This window comes from Pseudobutyrivibrio sp. LB2011 (assembly GCF_000701765.1).
Classification (GTDB): domain Bacteria; phylum Bacillota; class Clostridia; order Lachnospirales; family Lachnospiraceae; genus Pseudobutyrivibrio; species Pseudobutyrivibrio ruminis.
Genome location: NZ_JNJS01000003.1, coordinates 150,331 through 171,283 on the forward strand (window position 1 = coordinate 150,331; position 20,953 = coordinate 171,283).

General features: G+C 38.1%; 17 protein-coding genes. 1 reads left to right on the forward strand and 16 read right to left on the reverse strand.

The window, feature by feature from the left end; all coding sequences use genetic code 11:
* Positions 1-53: 53 nt before the first annotated feature.
* A complete protein-coding gene (gene uvrB, locus T375_RS06505; RefSeq protein ID WP_044936427.1) occupies positions 54-2,042 on the reverse strand; it encodes an excinuclease ABC subunit UvrB in 1,989 nt (662 codons plus the stop codon).
* An 860-nt stretch (positions 2,043-2,902) separates the two neighbouring features.
* On the opposite strand from uvrB, the gene T375_RS13170 reads away from it, so the two are divergent.
* Entirely contained in the window at positions 2,903-3,700 is a 798-nt protein-coding gene (locus T375_RS13170) for a hypothetical protein (protein ID WP_049960323.1), read from the forward strand.
* A gap of 84 nt (positions 3,701-3,784) precedes the next feature.
* On the opposite strand, the gene T375_RS06515 is transcribed toward T375_RS13170, so the two are convergent.
* The 15 genes from T375_RS06515 to T375_RS06585 form a co-directional block, all read right to left on the reverse strand.
* Positions 3,785-4,411: a YesL family protein gene (locus tag T375_RS06515; protein ID WP_044936428.1), complete on the reverse strand. Its 627-nt coding sequence runs from the start codon at positions 4,409-4,411 to the stop codon at positions 3,785-3,787.
* A gap of 3 nt (positions 4,412-4,414) precedes the next feature.
* The gene (locus T375_RS06520; RefSeq protein ID WP_044936429.1) at positions 4,415-5,110 is read right to left on the reverse strand and encodes a hypothetical protein; all 696 of its coding nucleotides are present in this window, start codon (positions 5,108-5,110) and stop codon (positions 4,415-4,417) included.
* A gap of 99 nt (positions 5,111-5,209) precedes the next feature.
* The gene (locus T375_RS06525) at positions 5,210-6,793 is read right to left on the reverse strand and encodes a glucose-6-phosphate isomerase (RefSeq protein WP_044936430.1); all 1,584 of its coding nucleotides are present in this window, start codon (positions 6,791-6,793) and stop codon (positions 5,210-5,212) included.
* Positions 6,794-6,883: 90 nt separating this feature from the next.
* Positions 6,884-7,459: a hypothetical protein gene (locus T375_RS06530; RefSeq protein WP_044936431.1), complete on the reverse strand. Its 576-nt coding sequence runs from the start codon at positions 7,457-7,459 to the stop codon at positions 6,884-6,886.
* 58 nt (positions 7,460-7,517) lie between these two features.
* Positions 7,518-8,753: a hypothetical protein gene (locus T375_RS13690; RefSeq protein WP_049960324.1), complete on the reverse strand. Its 1,236-nt coding sequence runs from the start codon at positions 8,751-8,753 to the stop codon at positions 7,518-7,520.
* A gap of 81 nt (positions 8,754-8,834) precedes the next feature.
* Positions 8,835-9,908: a Fic family protein gene (locus T375_RS06540; protein WP_044936432.1), complete on the reverse strand. Its 1,074-nt coding sequence runs from the start codon at positions 9,906-9,908 to the stop codon at positions 8,835-8,837.
* 100 nt (positions 9,909-10,008) lie between these two features.
* On the reverse strand, positions 10,009-11,076 hold the full coding sequence (locus tag T375_RS13180; protein ID WP_049960325.1) for a DUF4422 domain-containing protein: 1,068 nt from the start codon (positions 11,074-11,076) through the stop codon (positions 10,009-10,011).
* A 16-nt stretch (positions 11,077-11,092) separates the two neighbouring features.
* Positions 11,093-12,160 (reverse strand): FkbM family methyltransferase, encoded by a 1,068-nt coding sequence (locus T375_RS13185; protein WP_049960326.1) that lies wholly within the window; start codon positions 12,158-12,160, stop codon positions 11,093-11,095.
* Positions 12,150-13,268 carry a DUF5672 family protein gene (locus tag T375_RS06555; protein ID WP_044936433.1) on the reverse strand — a complete coding sequence of 373 codons (1,119 nt, stop codon included), beginning with the start codon at positions 13,266-13,268 and terminating at the stop codon, positions 12,150-12,152. The genes T375_RS13185 and T375_RS06555 overlap by 11 nt, the downstream gene beginning before the upstream one ends.
* Positions 13,261-14,346: an FkbM family methyltransferase gene (locus T375_RS13190; RefSeq protein ID WP_049960327.1), complete on the reverse strand. Its 1,086-nt coding sequence runs from the start codon at positions 14,344-14,346 to the stop codon at positions 13,261-13,263. Before T375_RS13190 ends, T375_RS06555 begins: the two co-directional genes overlap by 8 nt.
* Positions 14,347-14,355: 9 nt before the next feature.
* A complete protein-coding gene (locus T375_RS13195) occupies positions 14,356-15,600 on the reverse strand; it encodes a GT-D fold domain-containing glycosyltransferase (RefSeq protein ID WP_049960328.1) in 1,245 nt (414 codons plus the stop codon).
* Between the two features lie 13 nt (positions 15,601-15,613).
* Positions 15,614-16,765 (reverse strand): radical SAM protein, encoded by a 1,152-nt coding sequence (locus T375_RS06570; RefSeq protein ID WP_044936434.1) that lies wholly within the window; start codon positions 16,763-16,765, stop codon positions 15,614-15,616.
* 33 nt (positions 16,766-16,798) lie between these two features.
* The gene (locus T375_RS13200) at positions 16,799-17,998 is read right to left on the reverse strand and encodes a glycosyltransferase family 2 protein (protein ID WP_049960329.1); all 1,200 of its coding nucleotides are present in this window, start codon (positions 17,996-17,998) and stop codon (positions 16,799-16,801) included.
* Positions 17,999-18,154: 156 nt separating this feature from the next.
* Positions 18,155-19,504, reverse strand: coding sequence for a glycosyltransferase (locus T375_RS13205; RefSeq protein ID WP_049960330.1), 1,350 nt, complete (start codon positions 19,502-19,504; stop codon positions 18,155-18,157).
* Between the two features lie 163 nt (positions 19,505-19,667).
* The gene (locus T375_RS06585; protein ID WP_044936436.1) at positions 19,668-20,909 is read right to left on the reverse strand and encodes a glycosyltransferase family 8 protein; all 1,242 of its coding nucleotides are present in this window, start codon (positions 20,907-20,909) and stop codon (positions 19,668-19,670) included.
* Between the last annotated feature and the right edge of the window lie 44 nt (positions 20,910-20,953).

A 20,953-nucleotide genomic window follows, 5' to 3' on the forward strand; every position in this document is an offset into this window, starting at 1 on the left:
TTCTTTTCCTCATAAAATCGACTTGTTTTACAAGTCTATCCTGCAAGCTACCATTACTCTTCAGACATATCTCTAAGCATGTTTTTAAGCTCAACCATCTTGTCGCGGTATTCTGCGGCAGCCTCGAAGTTAAGCTCTGTTGCGGCTTTCTTCATCTTCTTCTGAATGTCGCCAATCAGTTTTTCAAGCTCCTGCTTGTTCATCTCTTCAGGATCCTTCTTGAACTGCATCTCCTTGTGGGCAATTTCCTTAGAAATAGAAATTAGCTCACGGACTGATTTTTGTATTGTCTGTGGAGTGATGCCATGCTCCTTGTTGTAAGCCTTTTGGATCTCGCGACGGCGCTCTGTCTCGGAGATGGCCTTTTCCATGGATTCTGTCATGGTATCTGCATACATGATAACGTGGCCCTCGGAATTTCGAGCGGCACGACCAATTGTCTGAATCAGCGAACGCTCGCTTCGAAGGAATCCCTCCTTATCAGCATCGAGAATGGCAACAAGTGTGATTTCTGGAATGTCCAATCCCTCCCTAAGAAGGTTGATTCCAACCAGAACATCAAACACATCCAGTCGCAAATCCCTGATGATTTCCGCGCGCTCCATGGTGTCGATGTCGGAGTGCATGTATTTTACTCTGACTCCAAGCTCTGCCAGATAATCTGTTAAATCCTCTGCCATTCGCTTGGTGAGAGTTGTAATCATTACCTTATTTTTCTTTTCAACTTCCTTCTGGATTTCATTGAAAAGATCATCTATCTGCCCCTCAACTGGGCGCACCTCAACCTCTGGATCAAGAAGGCCTGTTGGGCGGATAACCTGCTCTGTGCGAAGCAGCTCGTGCTCTTCCTCATAATCACCTGGTGTGGCTGACACAAACATAATCTGGTCGATTTTTGATTCGAACTCACCAAAGTTTAGAGGACGGTTGTCGAGAGCCGATGGCAATCTGAATCCGTACTCAACCAGTGTCTTTTTGCGGGCCTGGTCACCTGCAAACATACCACGAACCTGTGGCAAAGTGATGTGACTCTCGTCCACTATAATAAGGAAGTCGTCGTTGAAATAATCAATCAAACACTTTGGTGGCTCCCCAGGCTGCTGGTTCGTCATGTGGCGGCTGTAATTTTCGATGCCGGAGCAAAAACCTGTTTCACGTAGCATTTCAATATCGAAGTTTGTACGCTCTGCGATACGCTGAGCTTCAATAAGCTTGTCCTCGGATTTGAAAAACTTCACTCGCTCATCCAGCTCTGCCTCAATGCTGGCGCAGGCTGCGTTAATCTTGTCCTGTGGGATGACATAGTGGCTGGCTGGGAAAATCGCAACATGCTCTAGCTCACGTTTCACCTGACCAGTCATAATATCTGTCTCGCAAATACGGTCGATTTCATCTCCGAAGAACTCGATGCGAATGCCGTAATCGCTAGTGTTGGCAGGGATAACCTCCAATGTGTCACCGCGAACGCGGAAGGTACCACGGTCAAAATCCATGTCGTTTCGCATGTACTGGATATTAATCAGCTCATGAATAACATCGTCCCTATCCTTCATATCCCCTGGGCGCAAGCTAACCATCATGTTTTGGAAATCATCCGGCTCGCCGATGCCGTAAATGCAAGAAACAGACGAGACAATAATTACATCTCGCCTTTCTGATAATGAAGCTGTGGCTGAAAGGCGCAGCTTGTCTATTTCATCATTGATTGAAGAATCCTTTGCGATGTATGTATCAGTGCTAGGCACGTAGGCTTCTGGCTGATAATAATCATAGTAAGACACAAAGTATTCCACAGCGTTCTCCGGGAAGAATTCCTTGAACTCGGAATACAGCTGGCCCGCCAGGGTCTTGTTGTGAGCGATAATCAGCGTAGGCTTATTAAGCTGCTCGATAACATTGGCCATGGTGAAGGTCTTTCCAGAACCGGTAACGCCAAGAAGTGTCTGCATCTGGTTGCCTTCTTTGAAACCTCGCACCAAATCTGCGATTGCCTGAGGCTGGTCGCCTGTTGGCTTATATTCTGAATGTAATTTGAAATCCATAGTTTAGCCTTTCGGTTCAATTGTACACAATCGTATGTAATGTATTATAGCACAGCGGTATGATTAGTCAAACATTTGTTTGTTAAGCAGCGGCGCTTGATTGTCTGGTTGAGTGTACTTTGCTTTTTTGTTATTATACTTGACAAATTTGTTTTATCTATGTTATATATAACACTCGTGTGACTCACAACACACATTTCAATTTCATGCAGAATCAATATCGTAATGAACAGCAGCATTACCAGGATTACTTGCATGTCACGCCGATTTATCGGCATTTTCCCACCAAAGACAATTGAATAATGCGTTTTATAAGAGATTGTGCAAGGGTTTTAAATGCCTTGACTTGGCTTTTAATGACTTTAGTTGGCTTTTATGGGCTTTAGCTGGCTGAATCTATTAGAATTGTTAAGTTTATCTATAGCATTCGCTTATTCCACTTAAAAGTTGTGAATGCAGTTAAGTTTATATACAGGATTCTATTTTTCACTTAATTTTGCTTAAATTATTTTAACTAAAGTTAAGTTTATTACAAATTTCCTCTCTTTCACTTAACAACATTGCTATGCTTGATAAGTTTATTTCTTATTTGTCGTATATACACTTAACATCCTCTCTCAAGCTTCCACATTTTTTAAGTTTATTTTTCAAAAACGCCAATAAACTTAAGTGGTCATGACGATTTTAAGTTTATTATTTCTATCTACATAATACACTTAACAATTCATCAAAAATCATATAAGTGAAATTCCATTTCTCTCTTTTTTCACTTAACTTACTTTTTTCGGCCTTCTAACGTGTTTCTCCTATAATTCGCCTTATCATGTCTTATTCGCATTTAAACAAAAACAGGAGTAGTTATGAATACAGTTTTAAATATTGATACCAGTAGGACGGAAGCTAGCATCTACAATCTAATCGACGTGGTAGACAAAGAACTATTATCCGCTCCCAAGGGTTACATCAGATTAGAAAGTAGCAAAGGCTATCCTCGATATTATTACTACAAAAACCGTTCTGAAACATGCGGAAAGTATTTATCCGCCGATAACATCGGTTTTATCGCATCTATTTGCCAAAGAGATTACTATATTAAGCTTCTAAAAAAGCTTAAAGAATTAATCAATCGTTACCAACGCGGGATTCGTTTCGATATTTATGTGGAGATTGATAGCGTTTACTATTCTTTCAATCCTGGCAAACGCTCTTTAATTAAACCCATCATTTCCGACATAGAATCATTCATTGATGAATGGTATCTTCAGCATCCTGGTTGTTTAAACCCTTTTCCAATAGAAAATGGAGTTTATACGAATAATGGTGAATTGGTTAGATCAAAATCTAAAAAAATCATTGCGGACAGATTGCATGATTATGGAATTCCTTATGCTTATGAACCAAGCCTTATTATCGATGGATTGATTAAATATCCCGACTTTCTTGTATTAAATAAAACCACAAGAGAAACTTTTATTTGGGAACATTTAGGGCTTGCCGATAGCATAGATTACAACGCAAATAATCTAAGCAAACTAGCACTCTATGAAGCAAAAGGGTATTCGGTTGGTAAAAATGTAATCACGTCATTTGAATCCGCAAATTATCCCTTAAGCACTTTGTTGATTGATAGTAAGATTAACGATTTCTTACTTAATTAACAAAAATGTTCTTTTACATTTCTAATATCTAATTCTTTTTTTATAAAAAACGAGGATGCCAATCAATTGACATCCTCGTATCTTTTATAATTCATCCTCTTTGGCGATGTCTTCCTCGGTCATGTATTTGCGGAAGACTTTTTCGAGAATTGGGTGCAGTGTGCAGGAAATGATTCCAGGTGCGAATAATATTAAAAATAGGAATCTATAGCAAAGGTAATAGATGGCGATTAAAAGCACAAGCATTACAAGTGTCCAGCCGATGTTTGCAATCATGAAGACTGCTGAGACTTTGAATGATTCCTTGAATCCATTTTCAAAGCGGGCAATGTAAGCAAAATGGTAGATTGCCCAGAGAACCGTGAATACTAGAAGCACCATAAAGAAAATGGATGCTGCAGCAAATGGGCTGTCTGGCGATAAGTAATTTCTGGTGATGTAGATGTCGCCGCCAAGGATTGCGTATAGCAAAATGAAAATCAGCCATGATAATGTGGACTGTTTGAAGTTGTCCTTGAATGAGTGGAAGAACTCAGTGGTGTAGCCACGGCCTTTGTAGATGCATTTGTGTGTGGCATAGTAAAGTGCTGTTGAGCTGGCGCCGATTGTCACAAGTGGCAATGAGCAAGCTAAGAAGTAAAAACTAATCAAAATCACGTCTGCGATTTTTGAAATCCCGTCAATAAATCTGTTGTTAAATAATTTTTCCAAAACCTATTCTCCTATTTCTATTTCATAAAGCAGATTGTAGAAATTCTGCATGTATTCTTCATTTCCTGATAAATCAACAATGACTAGGTAACACATGTTGTCATCCAAGCCGAAGTATTCCTGAACTTTTGTGCCGGAAATATCGATGGCTGCGTAGTTGTCGAAGTATGTGTCATCGTTTTCGTTGCGTTGACTGAAGGTAGCTTCGCGATTTGCCCATAAATCTAAGAGATTGTCGGGAAGCTGCTTTGTTACATCCAGTGGTGTGCCAAGGTCGCATAAATACTGGACTCCTGCTTCGTCGGTGAAGGCGAAATCCATCTGCCCCGATACGGTGTAGATATCGATTTGATTGTAGTAGGCTGTTGAATTTGCATCAACATCTCCTGACAAACCTGCCACCATTGAGAAGCCTTCGTGCTTTCCCATTCCAAGCAGCTCCGGCAGCGTCTTTTCTAGATTTTCATCGACCTGAGATGAATTGATAACAACTCCGTATAGTTTGTAATCTATGTACGTCATCTGATGGTGGACGAACCAGCCAATCACTCCGATGATGACAAGCACAATCAACATGTGCATCCAATAATACGTAAATACGTATCCAATCTTTTTATCTAAAGGCATCTGGGCTAGCTTTGCTTTTTCCCCTGCCCATGTTTTAGTAACCTGCTCTTGCTCGTTGTCTTGATATGCCATATTACCCCACTCCATTATTTCGTCTAGAACCTATCGTAACGTAAAAAAACGGCTACCGCAATAAGCGATAGCCATTTTTAATAAACATTTTATATTCAACTAGATATCAAGAAGCTTTGCGTATGCTGCAAGTGCATCTGATGTATCGCCAGCAAGTACCTTCTTTGCAAGCACCTTACCAAGCTGAACACCTTCCTGATCGAATGAGTTAACATTCCATGCAAATCCCTGGAACATAACCTTGTTCTCGAAGTGAGCAAGGAGTGCACCAAGTGTCTCAGGTGTAAGCTGATCACCAACGATGATTGATGATGGACGGTTGCCCTCGAAGTACTTGTTGCGGTTGTCATCATCCTTACCACAAGCGAAAGCCATAATCTGAGCTGCAACGTTTGCCTTGAGCTTCTGCTGTGATGTGCTGCCTTCGATTACAACATCTGTTGCCATCTGGCTGTTCTTGAAGCCAACGAACTGAAGAGGGATGATGTTTGTTCCCTGGTGAAGGAGCTGGTAGAAGCTGTGCTGTCCGTTTGTACCTGGCTCACCAAAGATAACTGGTCCAGTAACGTAATCAATTGCCTCTCCGAAACGGTTAACACTCTTGCCGTTTGACTCCATGTCGAGCTGCTGTAAGTGAGCAGGGAAACGGCTAAGTGCCTGTGAGTATGGAAGAACGGCTGTAGACTCATATCCAAGGATATTTCTCTCGTATACGCCGATAAGTGCATCAAGTAATGCTGGGTTCTTGCGGATATCTGTGTTCTTTGCAAGAGCATCCTCTGCAGCTGCACCGTTAAGGAAACGAGCAAATACATCTGGACCAAATGCAAGTGAAAGAACTGCGCCACCTACTGAAGATGTAGATGAGTAACGACCGCCGATGTAATCATCCATGAAGAATGCATCAAGGTAATCAGATGACTTTGCAAGTGGAGATGTCTCTGATGTAACAGCGATCATGTGCTTTGAAGCATCAAGACCAGCGTTCTTAAGAGCATCCTTAACAAATGACTCGTTTGTAAGTGTCTCAAGTGTTGTACCTGACTTAGAAACGAGGATGAAGATAGAGTGAGCAACATCAACGCCTGCAAGAACAGCTGCTGCATCATCAGGATCTACATTTGAAATGAAGTGAGCCTCCATCTTGAATGTGCCTGTAACCTTTGCCCAGTTCTCAAGAGCAAGGTACATTGCACGAGGACCAAGGTCTGAACCACCGATACCGATCTGAACTACTGTTGTGAACTTCTCGCCCTTTTCGTTAGCGATTTCTCCAGCGTGAACCTTGTTAGCGAAATCTGCGATACGGTTCTGCTGCTCTACATAAAACTCTCTTTTATTAACGCCATCAGCTGTTACATCGCTACCAAGCTGACCACGTGTAAGCTGGTGAAGTACAAGTCTCTTCTCGCCAGTATTAATAACTTCTCCATCAAAAAGTGCTGCATACTTCTCAGTAAGCTGCGCCTCATCAGCAAGCTCCTGAAGTGCATCAAGAACAGTGTCATCAACCTGCTTTGCAGCAAAGTTGTAAGCCATGCCATTTGACATTGGTACTGAATACTCAGCAACACGCTTTGCACCATTTGCTCCAGCCATAACAGACTTGAGCTCAACCTGATTCTTAAGACCTACTAACTTCTTGTAGGAATCAAGCTGATCAAAATTTCTCCACTCTATCATTTTGAAACTCCTTTATAAAAACATAAAAATAACGAAAACGATTTCAGATGAATTTTATACTACTTCGCTTTTATTTTCAAGGAACATAACCTAATCCTTGACTCCTACTCTAAAGTGGGTAGCATCTCTTGCCATTGCCAGATTACCAAAGGCATTTTTTATATTGTATATATTGAGAATATACAGCGCCCCCATGGCATCTAAGCAACAGCCCAAGGTGGCATATTTAAAGTCAATTTCTGCTCCTTTTTTCAACTTGTAGTAAGAGCTCCACCAATTCAAACTGAGGCTGCCGCCCTCTGTCTTTCTCCAGCCGGACAATGGGGTACGAGAAACATAGTCCGTGTCCACCACTACTTCTCCTATAAATGGATAAAGGAGAACAATGGACTTTGCCACGTCCTCTATGACTACTAATTGACTTTCAGGGATGCCCACCATTTCCTTTGCTAAGGACTCAAACTCTACAGCAGCAGTCATAATCAACTGCTTGAACTGATTCGAATAAACTCGCTCCGTAATCAGCTCCAAGTTTTTGCCGTTGGCCTCCGTCCCCTTGAGAACGTACTGCTCCGCCTCCGCAAAGGTCTTTTCTAATAGAAGATATTTCTTCCAGCGGTCCACTACCGCAGGCTTTCCCTGATATTTTCTCTTGTCGTATTCCATGGATGTCCTCCCATGTGTTGGAAAACCCCATCCGGTGGATGGGGTAGTTTCTATACGTTCAATCTGTAACTGGTCCCGCCTGTGCCGCCGGCTCCTCTGGCTGGGTTGGCTCTGGTTCCGGTGCCGGATCAGGCGTTGCCGTGGCTGTCTCTGGAGAAGTTGGCTCCGGTTCTGGCTCAACTGGCTCTGTGTCTGGCTCAGGTTCTGGTTCAGACGTTGGCTCCGGTTCAGCTGGAGTTGTTGGCGCTGGTGTCTCAGCCTCTGAAGCCTGATTCTCTTGAGAATCAACCTTCTCCGGCTCTTCCACTGGCTCCTCTTGGATTTCTTCTGTTATAACCTGCTCAGGCTCTGGGTCTGGGAGAATAGGCTCCGCCGTCCAAGTTAAAGTAACTCTAGGGGCAACGGTCATATCTTCCCAATTTCCATTTGGATTGCAATAACCTACAAGACCAAAGGAATACTGATCAAAACCTATACTATCGGGGTCCCCAGCCATCTCATAGCTGTAGCTGCCTGTCTCATTATCAATATTATATATGTAGGCATTCTCAGGAGCTGCCTGCATTCTCACCTCAAGTGTCACCGAACCGTCCTCGATAAGTGGACGCTCGTTGCCTTCATCATCAACAACAGCCATGTACATGCTGCAGGCTTCGCTGTCACCAAAGTTGGTATTGCTCACCATCTCGATTTCCTCGAGGTTGGTTATTCTCGCAGTAACCGTGACGATTACCGGTACATTACTCTGATTTCTAAAGGTGAACTTGTCGCTATAACGAGAAAAGTCGTATTCACCCCCATGATTTCTAAACAACATGGTGGCGCCCTCATCTACTCGTCCACCACCGTATTTTGCAGCATCAGTAGCATAAACCAGCTGCTGTGGGTCAATGAGAAAGTCTAGTGGCGATGGTCCCTCATCAGAAAGTGAAGGGAACATTACCGAAACAATTGGTTCCCTGCGAGCGTTAGTTGGAAGGATGACCGTTCTCACTACTGGGCGCTTCTCGGTTTCCTCTGTTGAGTCGGATTCTCCAGTGGTCTCGGTTTCTGTGGATTCAGTTTCAGTACCCTCGGACTCTTGTGTTGATTCTGTCTCTGGCTCTGTATTAGTTTCCGTCACAGTCCCATGAGAACTATCCTGCGCAGGCTGGCTTGTCTCTTCTACTGTCTCGTGAGAACTTTCCTGGACAGGCTCTGGTACAACCTCACTTGCGAGCACACTAAGAGGAGCTGCTAACACAGCAACCAACACAACTGCCAATATTTCCTTTAAAAATCTAATCCTTCTCATAGTAAATGCCTCGCAGATTAAAAAACTACACTAATCTGTATCATGCATTATACTCCCTATGTGTTAAAAAACTTTGACTTCTTATTCCATCCCTGTATTTACGAATACATCATAAATTCGTTGATATCTATAACCTTTTTTCATCACACTGGAATCCTTTACTATTATCCCCAATGTAACCAATTGATCTATAACTTTTGATACTACATTTACAGACACACCTGACGCATCTTCTATCTCTTTTTTTGTAAAAACTATTTGTTTAAATATTTCTGGCATTATCTTATATACAGAATTTCCTTTTATAACCTCAATAGCTTTCATATCTTCTTTATATATTTCCTTAACTTTCTCAAGTTTGAAAATATATGCAGAACACTGATCTATTATGCATTGCAAGAAAAACTTGATATAACCAATTACATTTCCTTTTCTTAAATCCATTAGGCTACGTTGATAAGAAGGTTTATATAATTCGATAATCTCAGACATATAAAGCATTGGTCGTGTTTCATCCAATATTGCAGTCTGAACCGGGATAAGTGCTCTTCCCAATCTACCATTGCCGTCCTTATATGCATGAATAGTTTCAAACTGAGCATGTGATAGCGCTACATTTATTAATATCGGATCAATAAACGTATTATTCATATATTCATACAAATTCATTAGTAATCCATAAACTTGTTCTGGAATTGGTGGAACAAAAGTTGCTGTTTCAATCGTGCACCCCCTTGGTCCAATCCAGTTTTGCGTAGTTCTTATTTTTCCAGGTGTTTTTTCAGAACCTCTAACACTATCAAGTAGTATTTCATGCATTTTATTTACAAGTTCATAGCTTATACCAGCTGACAATTCGCCTTCCGCATATGAAATTGCTCTTTTTAAATTTTGAATTTCTTTATTATCATCAGTTATATCTAAATACTTTAAATAATACATCTCATCTTGAGATATTTGGGTTCCCTCTATCTGTGTAGACTTGTAACTTTCTGTTAGTATGACAGAATTCAAGAAATAAGATGCATCAAATTCAATGGAATTAAGCAAAGCTTTGTATTCTCCATATTTAGCATTGGCTTCAGAGACTAATCGCAACAGCTCCTTATCCATTTCATATTCTAATGGCATTGTTTTCGCATTATATGGTTGCATTTTTCACTCCTCAATTATTATTTCTCACATTTCTCATTTAATTATAACCATAAAATACAAAAAAATCACTGTATTTTAAAAAAACAGTGATTTTTTATATCTATATTAGTAATTTACAACCCGCATGAGTGATTTTATATTTCTCGCTATTCAACATAAAAAATATTGTCTCTAAAGTTTCCCCCATATATCCTAAATATCTATCGGAGCGGCTACTCTCATTAGGGATTGAGTACTCTTCCACTTTTGCGAGAATTGGAAACAGCCACTGGCAATATTCCTGGAGAACGCTCTTTTTAGCGAGAAGAACGTTGTAGTTAAAAAGCCACTTTTGTTTTAGGATTTCTTCAATCTGTGGTTCTTGCTCTGGGTGCAATTCCTCTATCGCTCGCCTTAACGCAGCCCAATCTTCATCCTTAAGATATCTTTTCCTGTGCTCTTCTATATTAGGCTCGTAGGTTAATGGGAATGGGAGAACCACATCGATGTCGTTCGCTGTCATTCTCGTCAGGTCTTCTGACGACAAGTCCAACATTCTCCTGTACTGGCAAAAACCCATGTACTCATCATCGGTGGCTGGCAACAGATTTTTCCATACCCAGTACAAGCCTGTAAGCTCGCAGTAATTTCCATTTTTACGAGAAATATTTTCTCCTGTGTTATCAAACAACTTGGCCCCCATGTTGTCACTGCCCACGGCGCCAACATGAATTGGAATCATATATTTCGGAATATCGTATTTACGAATCAGCGGTTTGTCGAACTTTGAACATGCCATATATACATTAAGAGTAGGCATCTCATCACCAGCATCAAAGCCATAAACAGATGCGTACCCTATGCCTCGTCTACTAGCCTCAGTGCACAGATTATTCAGTTCTTCATCCTTCATCAGGGTAATATTACAGAAACCTGCTGCATGAAGAGATTCTACTATCTCCCCCATCACGTTTGCAGGTGTGGCAACAAGAATTTGCACATCAGATTTATTTACGCAATCATTAGAATAATCTTCAAGAGTGCGCACTGGTAGACCTGCCAAAGAAGATGGATTGTTTCCAATACTAGTCACGAGAAAACACTCCACCTTTTTATCTGGATTTGAAATTGTAAATGCCTCATAGACAGATAACGCTATACCCTGAGCGCCATAGATAACAATTCGCATGATATATAATCCTTATTTACACTGCATAAAGCACCGTCTCAAGTCCTTCAAAAGAATAATGTCTCAAATATAACTTATACTCCGAATTTAGCTCCAAAATATACATCGGTATTTCCCAAATATCTTCCGGCTTATGATAAACACATATTGCAAGCTTTGGTTTCTGTTCAGCAATAATCCGTTGAGCACCCTCCAAAGCTTTTAGCTCTGCCCCCTCTATATCCATTTTTATAAACGTAATCTTTTTATCTGAAAAAAAATTATCAAGGCTGGTAACTTCTATTGAATCAACACTTCCTTCATCCGATTCGGCATCCTCACATATGCAGGAGCCTGCCGTACCTTTCGCATCAAAATAAACTGTACCATCCATATTCCAGGCACCTTTCCGTATGACTTCATACTGCTCACTAGTGATACACTTAGCCTTCATATTAGCCTCAAGACCTTTTATATTCTTTTCGTCTGGCTCAAAGCAATAAGCATATCCATTTCCATTACACCATTTTAGGAATTGAACTGCTGACATTCCATCACAGCTGCCAACATCTGCAAAAACTTCGCGACCATCTTCACGCCGCAACTGTTCTAAATCAAAATACTGTCTACCTTCAGTTAAGTCATATAGGATTGTTCCGTCGATGATATTGCCTGCGGGAACACCGTGGGTAAGTAGGTACTCCTGCATTTCTTCTTTGTATCGTTTCGAGGTAATAACAATATTATCCCCTTGGTAATCACTAAGATACTTTTCAATCTGCACTATAGGAATTGAACGCAAGTTTCCACTAGAAGCATCCTTAGCAATAATGCATTTCCACTTAACATCTGGAACTAGTTTTACCAATTGTGCTCCATATATACCCGCGCCATATAAAACCAGATTGCCATCACAAGATCTAATTCTATCAATAAACTTTTTCCATTCTTCACTCTGACATACTTTTATTCGAAACGCATCACCTAATTGATCCAAATGTTTCTCATCCAACGTATCACTATATAAGGCACGCAAATCAAAGATTCTTTTTGATTCATCATCCATTAGAACAGCTTTAATTATTTCCAGGTTATTATTGTTCATTGCACATTTCCTTCTGTAAATCTGCAGATAAAATATAGTCTTTACCCTTAACCAATCCCTCGGATAACAATAACTCCTCTACACTTTGCGGATTTGCAAGAGCCACAAGTATAGGATGTCTTTCCTTTTTTAACGCGTCCTTTAAAGAAGTAATCTCGGTATCATTAATCTTTTTACCAATTTTATTTTTATCATTATCGATGATGTTAACTATCTCAATATCCGTACCTAGTGCCATATTGGAGAAACTAAAACCATAGTGGCCAGCCCCAAAGACGTATAGTTTTCCATCCCAGTCTTGCAACATTCTCGTCAAGGCTTTGTATAGATTCTCCTTGGAGAAATATTTCCTAAGCTTCTCAAAACGCTCCGGCCCTGAAGCCAATATAATAGTTTCTTGATTTTCTGGAATTAGCTCCACATCATAGCCATAACTATCAATTATTCCTTTCCAAAAATGTCTTCCAAATCTATGCCATGCATGACAACCAAATGGCAACTTTCCACCATGAATCCTGTGACACTCTTCTGGATGCATCTCATATGCAAAATCCATTGAATCAGGTCTTTTTGCAATTTTTAAATAATCACTTCCAAAAACTGCTATGGCCATATCCTCTGGTACCAGCATTTTTCCATAATCAACCGTAGCTTTACATTCTCTAATCCATCTCAAAAATGCTGACACCTTTCTCAGAGAAAAGCCTCCATTGGCAAAGTACCATAAACTATTGTCCGGGGTATGGCACTCCAGACCATGCACCCACTCAGCACCTATGTAGTCGTAGCCCAAATCACAAAAATGCTCCAACTTGTCCTCGAAAACAAACGCGTCCAGCTGATAAATGAGAATATATTCATAATCCTCAAATAACTGATAGAATTCCTCGCTTAAAACATACTCGCTGTAGGCTTTTCTGCTAGACAGATATTCCGCCTTTACGGTAATCAATTTCTCGTCATCGCCATAGTCTATAGTTACGTCCTTAGGAACCACCAGAAACCTATCGTATTTTTTTAGCACCCTTCTACATTGCGCCAAGGATATCTTTTCATTGTTACTAAGACTCGCTTTATGAGAAGGAATTACAACCGCTACTTTATTCATCCTTTTTTATCCTCAATACCCCGTGAACTAATCGAGGTGGTTGCTCCATATTATCAGGAAAAACCATATAACCACTTGTGTTTTCACAAGCATATCCTCTAGGCTCAAGAATTTCTCTTACCTTTTCCTCATCCTCCAAATTATGATAAACGCATACCGCAAGCTTTAAGTTTTTCTTGCTTTCAAGGAGCTCCGTTGCTGCACTTAGAGCCTCTACCTCTGCACCTTCTATGTCCATTTTTATAAAATCTAAATCATATTCCTTGGCTAAAGTATTTATGCTAACGAAGTCGTCATCATCTTTATTCCCTATATACTTATTTACGATTACAACCTTTTCCTTCCAAGGCTCAAAGGTCTTTTTAAGCGCCTCATTCCAGCTGTCATCCGCTTCAACGAGAATTATCTTTTCAGCCCTCTCTACTAGCTCTAACGAGAAGTTACCTTCTGCTGCACCACAATCTAATAGCACACCACCCTCAAAAATGAAGCTATTGTCCAAGTATCTATGTGGCGACTTTTCATCCTGCTCAATTAACAAGGATTCTATGTATTTTTCTCCTGCACCTTTAGAGGAGAACTTTCGATTTAAATAAAGTTTCTTTCCATTGTAATTAGCGTAGTAAAGACCACAGCTTTCATCTAAAATACAGCTTACTGTATCTTTATATTTCTCTATAAAATCATAATTAAAAGCTCTTAATTTATCGCCATTTTCTATAGCTTCGATTACTTGCTTTTTCTCCGGATCCTCCACTTTTTTACGAGAATAATACTCAAGGAAATCCTTTCTCTGCCAATAGGTCCAATGAACTATCTTAGCTTTTTCTACCTGTAACTCTTTTTCTAGCTGAGAATATATTTCCTCATAAATCGTATCATTAACACATATGGCGACCCTATCATATTCGTATTTACGAATATCTATTGGAGAAATAACACCTACTCCCTCAACAATCTTTCCCCACTTTGACTCATTGTTATCTAGAAATGCTATCGGTGTTATTCCCTTATTCTTTAAATATCTGCATACTCTGGCACCAAATTCTCCAGACCCAAACAGCAATACTTTCTCCATAAATTGTCCCTATGCTTCTATCTTTGCAATTATTTCTCCAGAATACTTTTCCCAAAGGTCGGCAGGCATTTCCTCATAATCCTTTTTATCAACGTACTCACTGACAGTTTTATATGGTACATCGCATCTTTCTTTTGCTCCCCTTAGGAACCATTCATACTCGGTATCAAGCTGACCAATGTCCAGCGCCCAGTGGCCTTCCCTGGCCAAATCATAAGCAAGAACTGCTGCTGTTGGTCCCACAATACCAATAGTCAAATGATTTGCTGCGTACTTTCTTGCAGTCGTAAGTATTTCATCATATTTGTTAAAGGCATCCTTATCTGGAACTAGAATTCTTTTGACACTTCTAGCGTTCTTAAGCAAGTCATTTCCAACTCCAAACCTTGTATGACTTCCCTCAACAATAATCACATCCTGGTCCTGCCATAACTTCTTTATTAAGTTAAATTTTTTACTTATTACTTCGGGATTTTTATCTTTATAAATAAAATATGGTCGCGACACATATGCATTTCCATATTTCTTTGATACGTCAAGAATTTCCATATGAGCAGCACGAACCGATGGAGCTAGATACTGCCTAATTCCATTAGCTGCTGCATCTGTATATTTAGATAGATTGCCATAGTTGTCCGCTATAGCAATCAGTATTTTAGAATCGTCTGTTTTAATTATTTCTCGCAATCTATCCGCAAGCTTCTCATCTACGTTCTGATAACGCAAACGTAGCCTGCCTAGCATCATTTCAAACTCGCCGTCACCATAGCGAACCAAATTTTTCTTTGAACCCAATACCTCTTCTATAGTCTCTTCCTCTGTCATTACGTAAGGGATCTCTTTTTTCTCTAAGAGACTTTCAGTATTGGTTTCATATGGCAGATTATAAAGTGTTGGTTTTACTACTTCTTGCGTGTATTTCCAATTGAGCTCTGCCTTCCATTTTGAAGAATCAATCACTTCCTCATAAACAGGATTGTCCGCATCCTTCTCGTCAAAGAAGCAAATTATTTTCTCAGCCGGAACACCACCTTCTATTAACTCCTGACGTATCGGAGCAAAGGACATTATGCTCACTATTACATAATCATAATCTCCGCCGATGGCCTGTTCATTTATGATTGGTATACCGTCTGCATCCACCTGCTCCTGGGCATAGTTATCGATAAAGGCTTTTATTTCTATATCATTTTTAAGACATTTTTTCAGATAGGAGTACCCTACTCCTCGTCCAAAAATATAAACCTTTTTCATTACTAATCCCCTATTATCTCTGCTGTATTGCTGCCGGAATGAGATACTTTTCAGCCTCTGCTCCTCTGCAATATCTACACATACTCAGATATCCATTTTCAACAAGCCCAAGCTCAAAGGCCAATACATCTTCTTTATCCTGCACTGTATCCATGTCAAGATATTCATCAAGTCCAATAGTCTTTCCAGAGTTCTCAGAAACACTTCTGGCCATTACGCAATAGTAATATTTGTTTTCTCTGATTTCTCGGCATGGCGTATTGCAAGTCTTAAAAATCTTTCTGAGTACTTCTTCGTTTTGTCCATTGTCCACTTCAAAAAATCCATAATCAAACCACTGATCCTTTGAAGTATCTAAGACTACAGTCTTTATTCCCCGAAGTTTATCTAGTATCTTCTCGTAGTTTTTCTTAAGGTTTGGCAAGGTATACGAATAGTCCGAAATTCTAACTGTGACATTGTACTTCTTAATTAGATCTATCACGGCATCATCTGGTGTAATAGTGCCATTTGTGGTTATGGAGAACATTATTATTTTTTCTCTATAATTTTCTCCAATGTATTCTATGGCATTGCTCAAGTCTTTGTATAAAAATGGTTCTCCACCGATTAACACAAATTCCTTTACGATATCCACATTTTTAAAGAAGCTATCCGCACTTTTCTTTATACTTTCAAAGGACATATCCTCTGCTTCTCTACTCACCTTGTTGCAGGCATGTGCGCAAGCCTCGCAGCGCAAAGTACATCGCTCGGTTACACATATCTGAGCTAGATTTACAAATATTTTCTCATTACGGAAATACGATATTAGTGGCAATATATGCTTTAAAAAATGTTCCCAGTCCGTAAAGTCCTGCTCTGCCTTTAAGCCATTCTTTTCTAATTGTTGATCAATGGCCTTGGTGTTCTGTTTTGTTGCAGTAATTACGATATATGGACGGCTCTCTTTTTTGAGAAAATCCTCCAAGGAATCAACCTTCTCTCCTAGATATCCACTTTCCTGCTTGCCTTTATCATTATCAATAAATCCGCCAAACAAGTCATAGCGAATGAGCACTGGGTACAACTCCTCCCCCAGTTTTCCGCAGCCAAAGATGGCTACTTTTCTTTCTTTAGGAATATATTTTGAGATTTGATCGAATTTAATTCTTAGTTCATTCATATTCGACTCCTAAAGTCGTATGACTTTTGAAATTTACAACATAGCTTCTGAAAAGAAAGATTTTTCGATACACTCCTCCCAGATAATTTTATTAGGCTCAACATGATAATTAGTTATCAACTCATCTCTGATTACATCAGCCAATGAGGAATTCTTAACTGCTATTATTATCAAATCATAATCTTTTGACAGTCCATTGTTTATTGATTCCAATTCATAATCACACTGAAATTCTAATTGTTCATAGTTCTTATCGACCCAAGCGACCAAATTATCCTGCAAATCATTTCTACGTACATAGTGAAATAGGGCTTGACCACATGCATTTGCACCGTAAATTATGAACTTATTTTCTTGTAGTAATTGAGAGTCATAATTAAACTCCCATATATTTAACAGTCCATGATTTATTCCATATATACTCTCTAATGTATGTGATTCCAGCTCAAGAACATATCTTTTCAATTGCCTTATTAGCTCATTTTTTTTGCTACTACCTTTAAACTTCTCATGGAGTGTTGCGTATAATCTGTAAGTGTTCATTATCAACTCAGGGTTACAGTCATGACACATAGAATCATTTCTAATGCAGTAATGATAGTAGGCTTTATGGAGAATATAGATACTCTTTGCTTCCATGCAATATGAATAAATAGTAAGAGCATCTTCACCATAAAAAACACGTCGATCTATTTCTTCAAGTATTTTTTTTATAATATTTTTTTTGAATAGCTTATTCCAAAGTGTTGGATATATCCCAAAATTATTATTATTAAAATCAAATAACATGGAAGGATATATACTATTCTCAATATCTCTGTATAATCTCTCTGGGTAATTATCCATTATTATTTCATTTTTTCGTCCTGTATCATAATCACGAATTGTCCCAGAGGATATCAAATCCGCTCCTGTTTCAGAATACATTTTATATAATTCCGCAAACATCTCTGGCTCTACATAATCATCACTATCTACAAAACCAATTAGATCATATGTGGCAGCCTCAACGCCGGCTAATCTAGCAGAGGTAGAACCGCCGTTTTCTTTATGAATAACCTTAATATTTGAATATTCACCACTATATTTATCACATATCTCGTCAGATTTATCCATCGAGCCATCATCAATAAGTATTATTTCTATTGATTCAATACTCTGATGCAATATGCTTTCAATGCATCTTATTAAGTATTTTTCTGAATTATAAACAGGAACTATAATACTTATCATTTTTAATTACTCCCATTCATACATTAACAAAAAAGCGCCTCTCATCATAACGATGCGAAGCGCACTTCAAAACAATATTACCTTTTACTCCCCATCGACCCTATATTTAAAATTATTGTATTTTACATGAGGTGCAACCTTTAGCAACCTTTATACTCAAGGTGCAAGCTTTAGCAAATCACACAATAATATTATCCTTTTTTCATTAATCCCCATATCTATCAGCTCTTTGGTAATATCTAAATAATCCCTAGCAGGTGTAACAAGGATAGGAACTTCATCTAACGGTATTTCACTTGGTTTCTTTACAGATATATTCTTCGAACCCATTGCAAATATTTCATTATTATCCGCTCTCTTATCAAATATTCCTTTTACTCTATCTGAATTTGACAGTTTCAAATCAGACATAACCATACGTCCAATTTCTCCTAGTCCATATACATATATCTCGTCTATTTTATTTTTATCTAATATATCTTCTATTCTTTTACCAGTTGATGTTAATTTAGAATAGTTATAGTAACATATCCCTGAAACATCCGATTGAATCTGGGCAATTTTATTAGCTTGTGATATATCCATATTTGAATCTGCATTTTTACTTTGGATTATATCGTTCATGTCAAGATGATCAATAAATTCATCAAATCTAGCTTTTTCTTTCTCTTGAATATCTCTCGGTAAGTTATTATAGTCGTAAAAGATCCCCATTAATTCCGCCTGAAGTGTTTCTCGACGTATTTTCTCACTCGTATTTTTTACTATATCTTCAACAATATAATAAGATTTATATACACAATCAAAATTATTAGCTCTTATTCCCACCAAAGACGTATCGCGTCCCATCTGATGATTAACTACTACTGCGTCACTCAACGAAACTCTTTCCGCATTAATAAGAACTGAAACATAAAAAGACCTATCGTTAACACATTTCAAATCATTAAATACTATATTATTATTTATCAAAAAATCACGTCGATATATTCCACTCCATGGTGCACAAGTGAGTTTTCTTATCATTAAATCTATATATTCCCTAGGATTTAGCACTCTACCATCGAAGAATTTTTCATGAACGTTAAAAAGAGAATACTCCACGTATTCCTCTTCTTTTTGTGTTCCGCTATCAGCCATAAAGCAAAAACACCTAAATTTCAAGCAATCCAATTTACTGGCTACTGCTTGACTATAAATTTGAGAGTAAACATTATCATATATATAATCGTCTGCATCTAAAAAATGAACATATTCCCCCTCAGCTTTGCTCAACCCAAGATTTCTAGCCACTCCGGCATATTTTCTCGATTGTTTATATACCTTTATATTTGAATAGTTTTTTTGATACCACAAAAGAATATTGTAGGTATTATCTGTCGAGCCGTCATCCACACATATAATTTCTATGTCTTCTAAATCCTGACGCATAATACTTTGCAAACACCTATCAATATATTTTTCACTGTTATAAACCGGTATTATGATACTTAATTTTGTTTGCATACCTTCTCCGTAAAAGACTAATATTATGCTTGCTTTAATAGTTACTTTATAACAACTTTATTCTATTATCCTTTTATAGCAGTATAAAAATCTACTTTTTATAAATTTAATACTGTAGCCTCAATTATTGATATGTTGTAATAAGAAAACTCTATGCGAAGAATTATTCTTTAAATAATGATACAATCTTATCCTTTACAACGCCTAAACCATTTAAAAATTCACATATCTCATTTACATAATTTTCACTTGATACTGCAATAAGGATTGAATCATATTCACTATTTTTTATTAAATCAGGATCTTTTATATTCTCATTATTAATTTCTTTCCAATTAGTATCTACCCACATTATTACTTCACAATAATGTGTATAAGATAACTCTTCCATAAATGTTTTGCCTACAGCCCCCGCTCCATATATAATAATTCTGCTTCCAGAATCTATTCGTTCATATGGAAATCTATAATCAATTATTCCTTCACTCCACATTTTATTCTTATATATAAGTTCATAATTGTTTTTATTTAGTTGGTATAAAAGCGATACAAGATTCAATCGCTCATTTCCAAAAAAACTCTTACTATAATACTTCATAAATATTTCAGAAAAATATGGAATCTCATAATCCCACGGTTTATATTTATCTACGCAATGAATCACAACCTGATCAAATATACAATCTCTTGGAGATATATAGGCATCATTAAATAATCGCATATTAATTTCTTCAAATTTATGGTACATAAATAATGACATTAAAAAATTGTACCGCGTAGGTATATAAAGTACATCATTATTCAACACTATATTAAATACGTCTTGGTCCATGAGCTTGCTCAAATTTTGGTGCTTTTTTTTATACTCAAATAATTTTTGAGGATACATCTTATCTCGCATCATTTTTAAATTCATAAGCATTACACCAGTATTAAAATACTTTCCTTCCTCAAGCCCAATTCGTTTTCCCAAAGAATCACCATCAAGAGGTTTTTCCACAACTGCGCATGATACATCATTTATTTCATATTCAAATATCGCTCTTATATCTTTGTTTATAATTACGTCACAATCTAAATACAAAGCTATTTCAACGTTATTTAATATATTAGGAATAAAAAACTTATAACACGCACTTTTAGTAACATGATGCTCATCAATGTCTACAATACCCTCTATCAATGAATCATTATTCACATCGATAATAATAATATTTATTTTAGGATAATTAATACTCTTAATCTTATTTTTGTACTCATCACTTACTTGATTGCATATGATATAAATATTACAAGTATCCTCATTAAGTAAAACTAAATTTTCACATAGCGAAACTACAGATACAACTAATGGCAAAATGTATCTATAATCTGATATATATACCACATTGTATTCCTTCGCCATACCCCGCCTAGACTAATTTACTTAGAAATTAATCATTCCTTTCT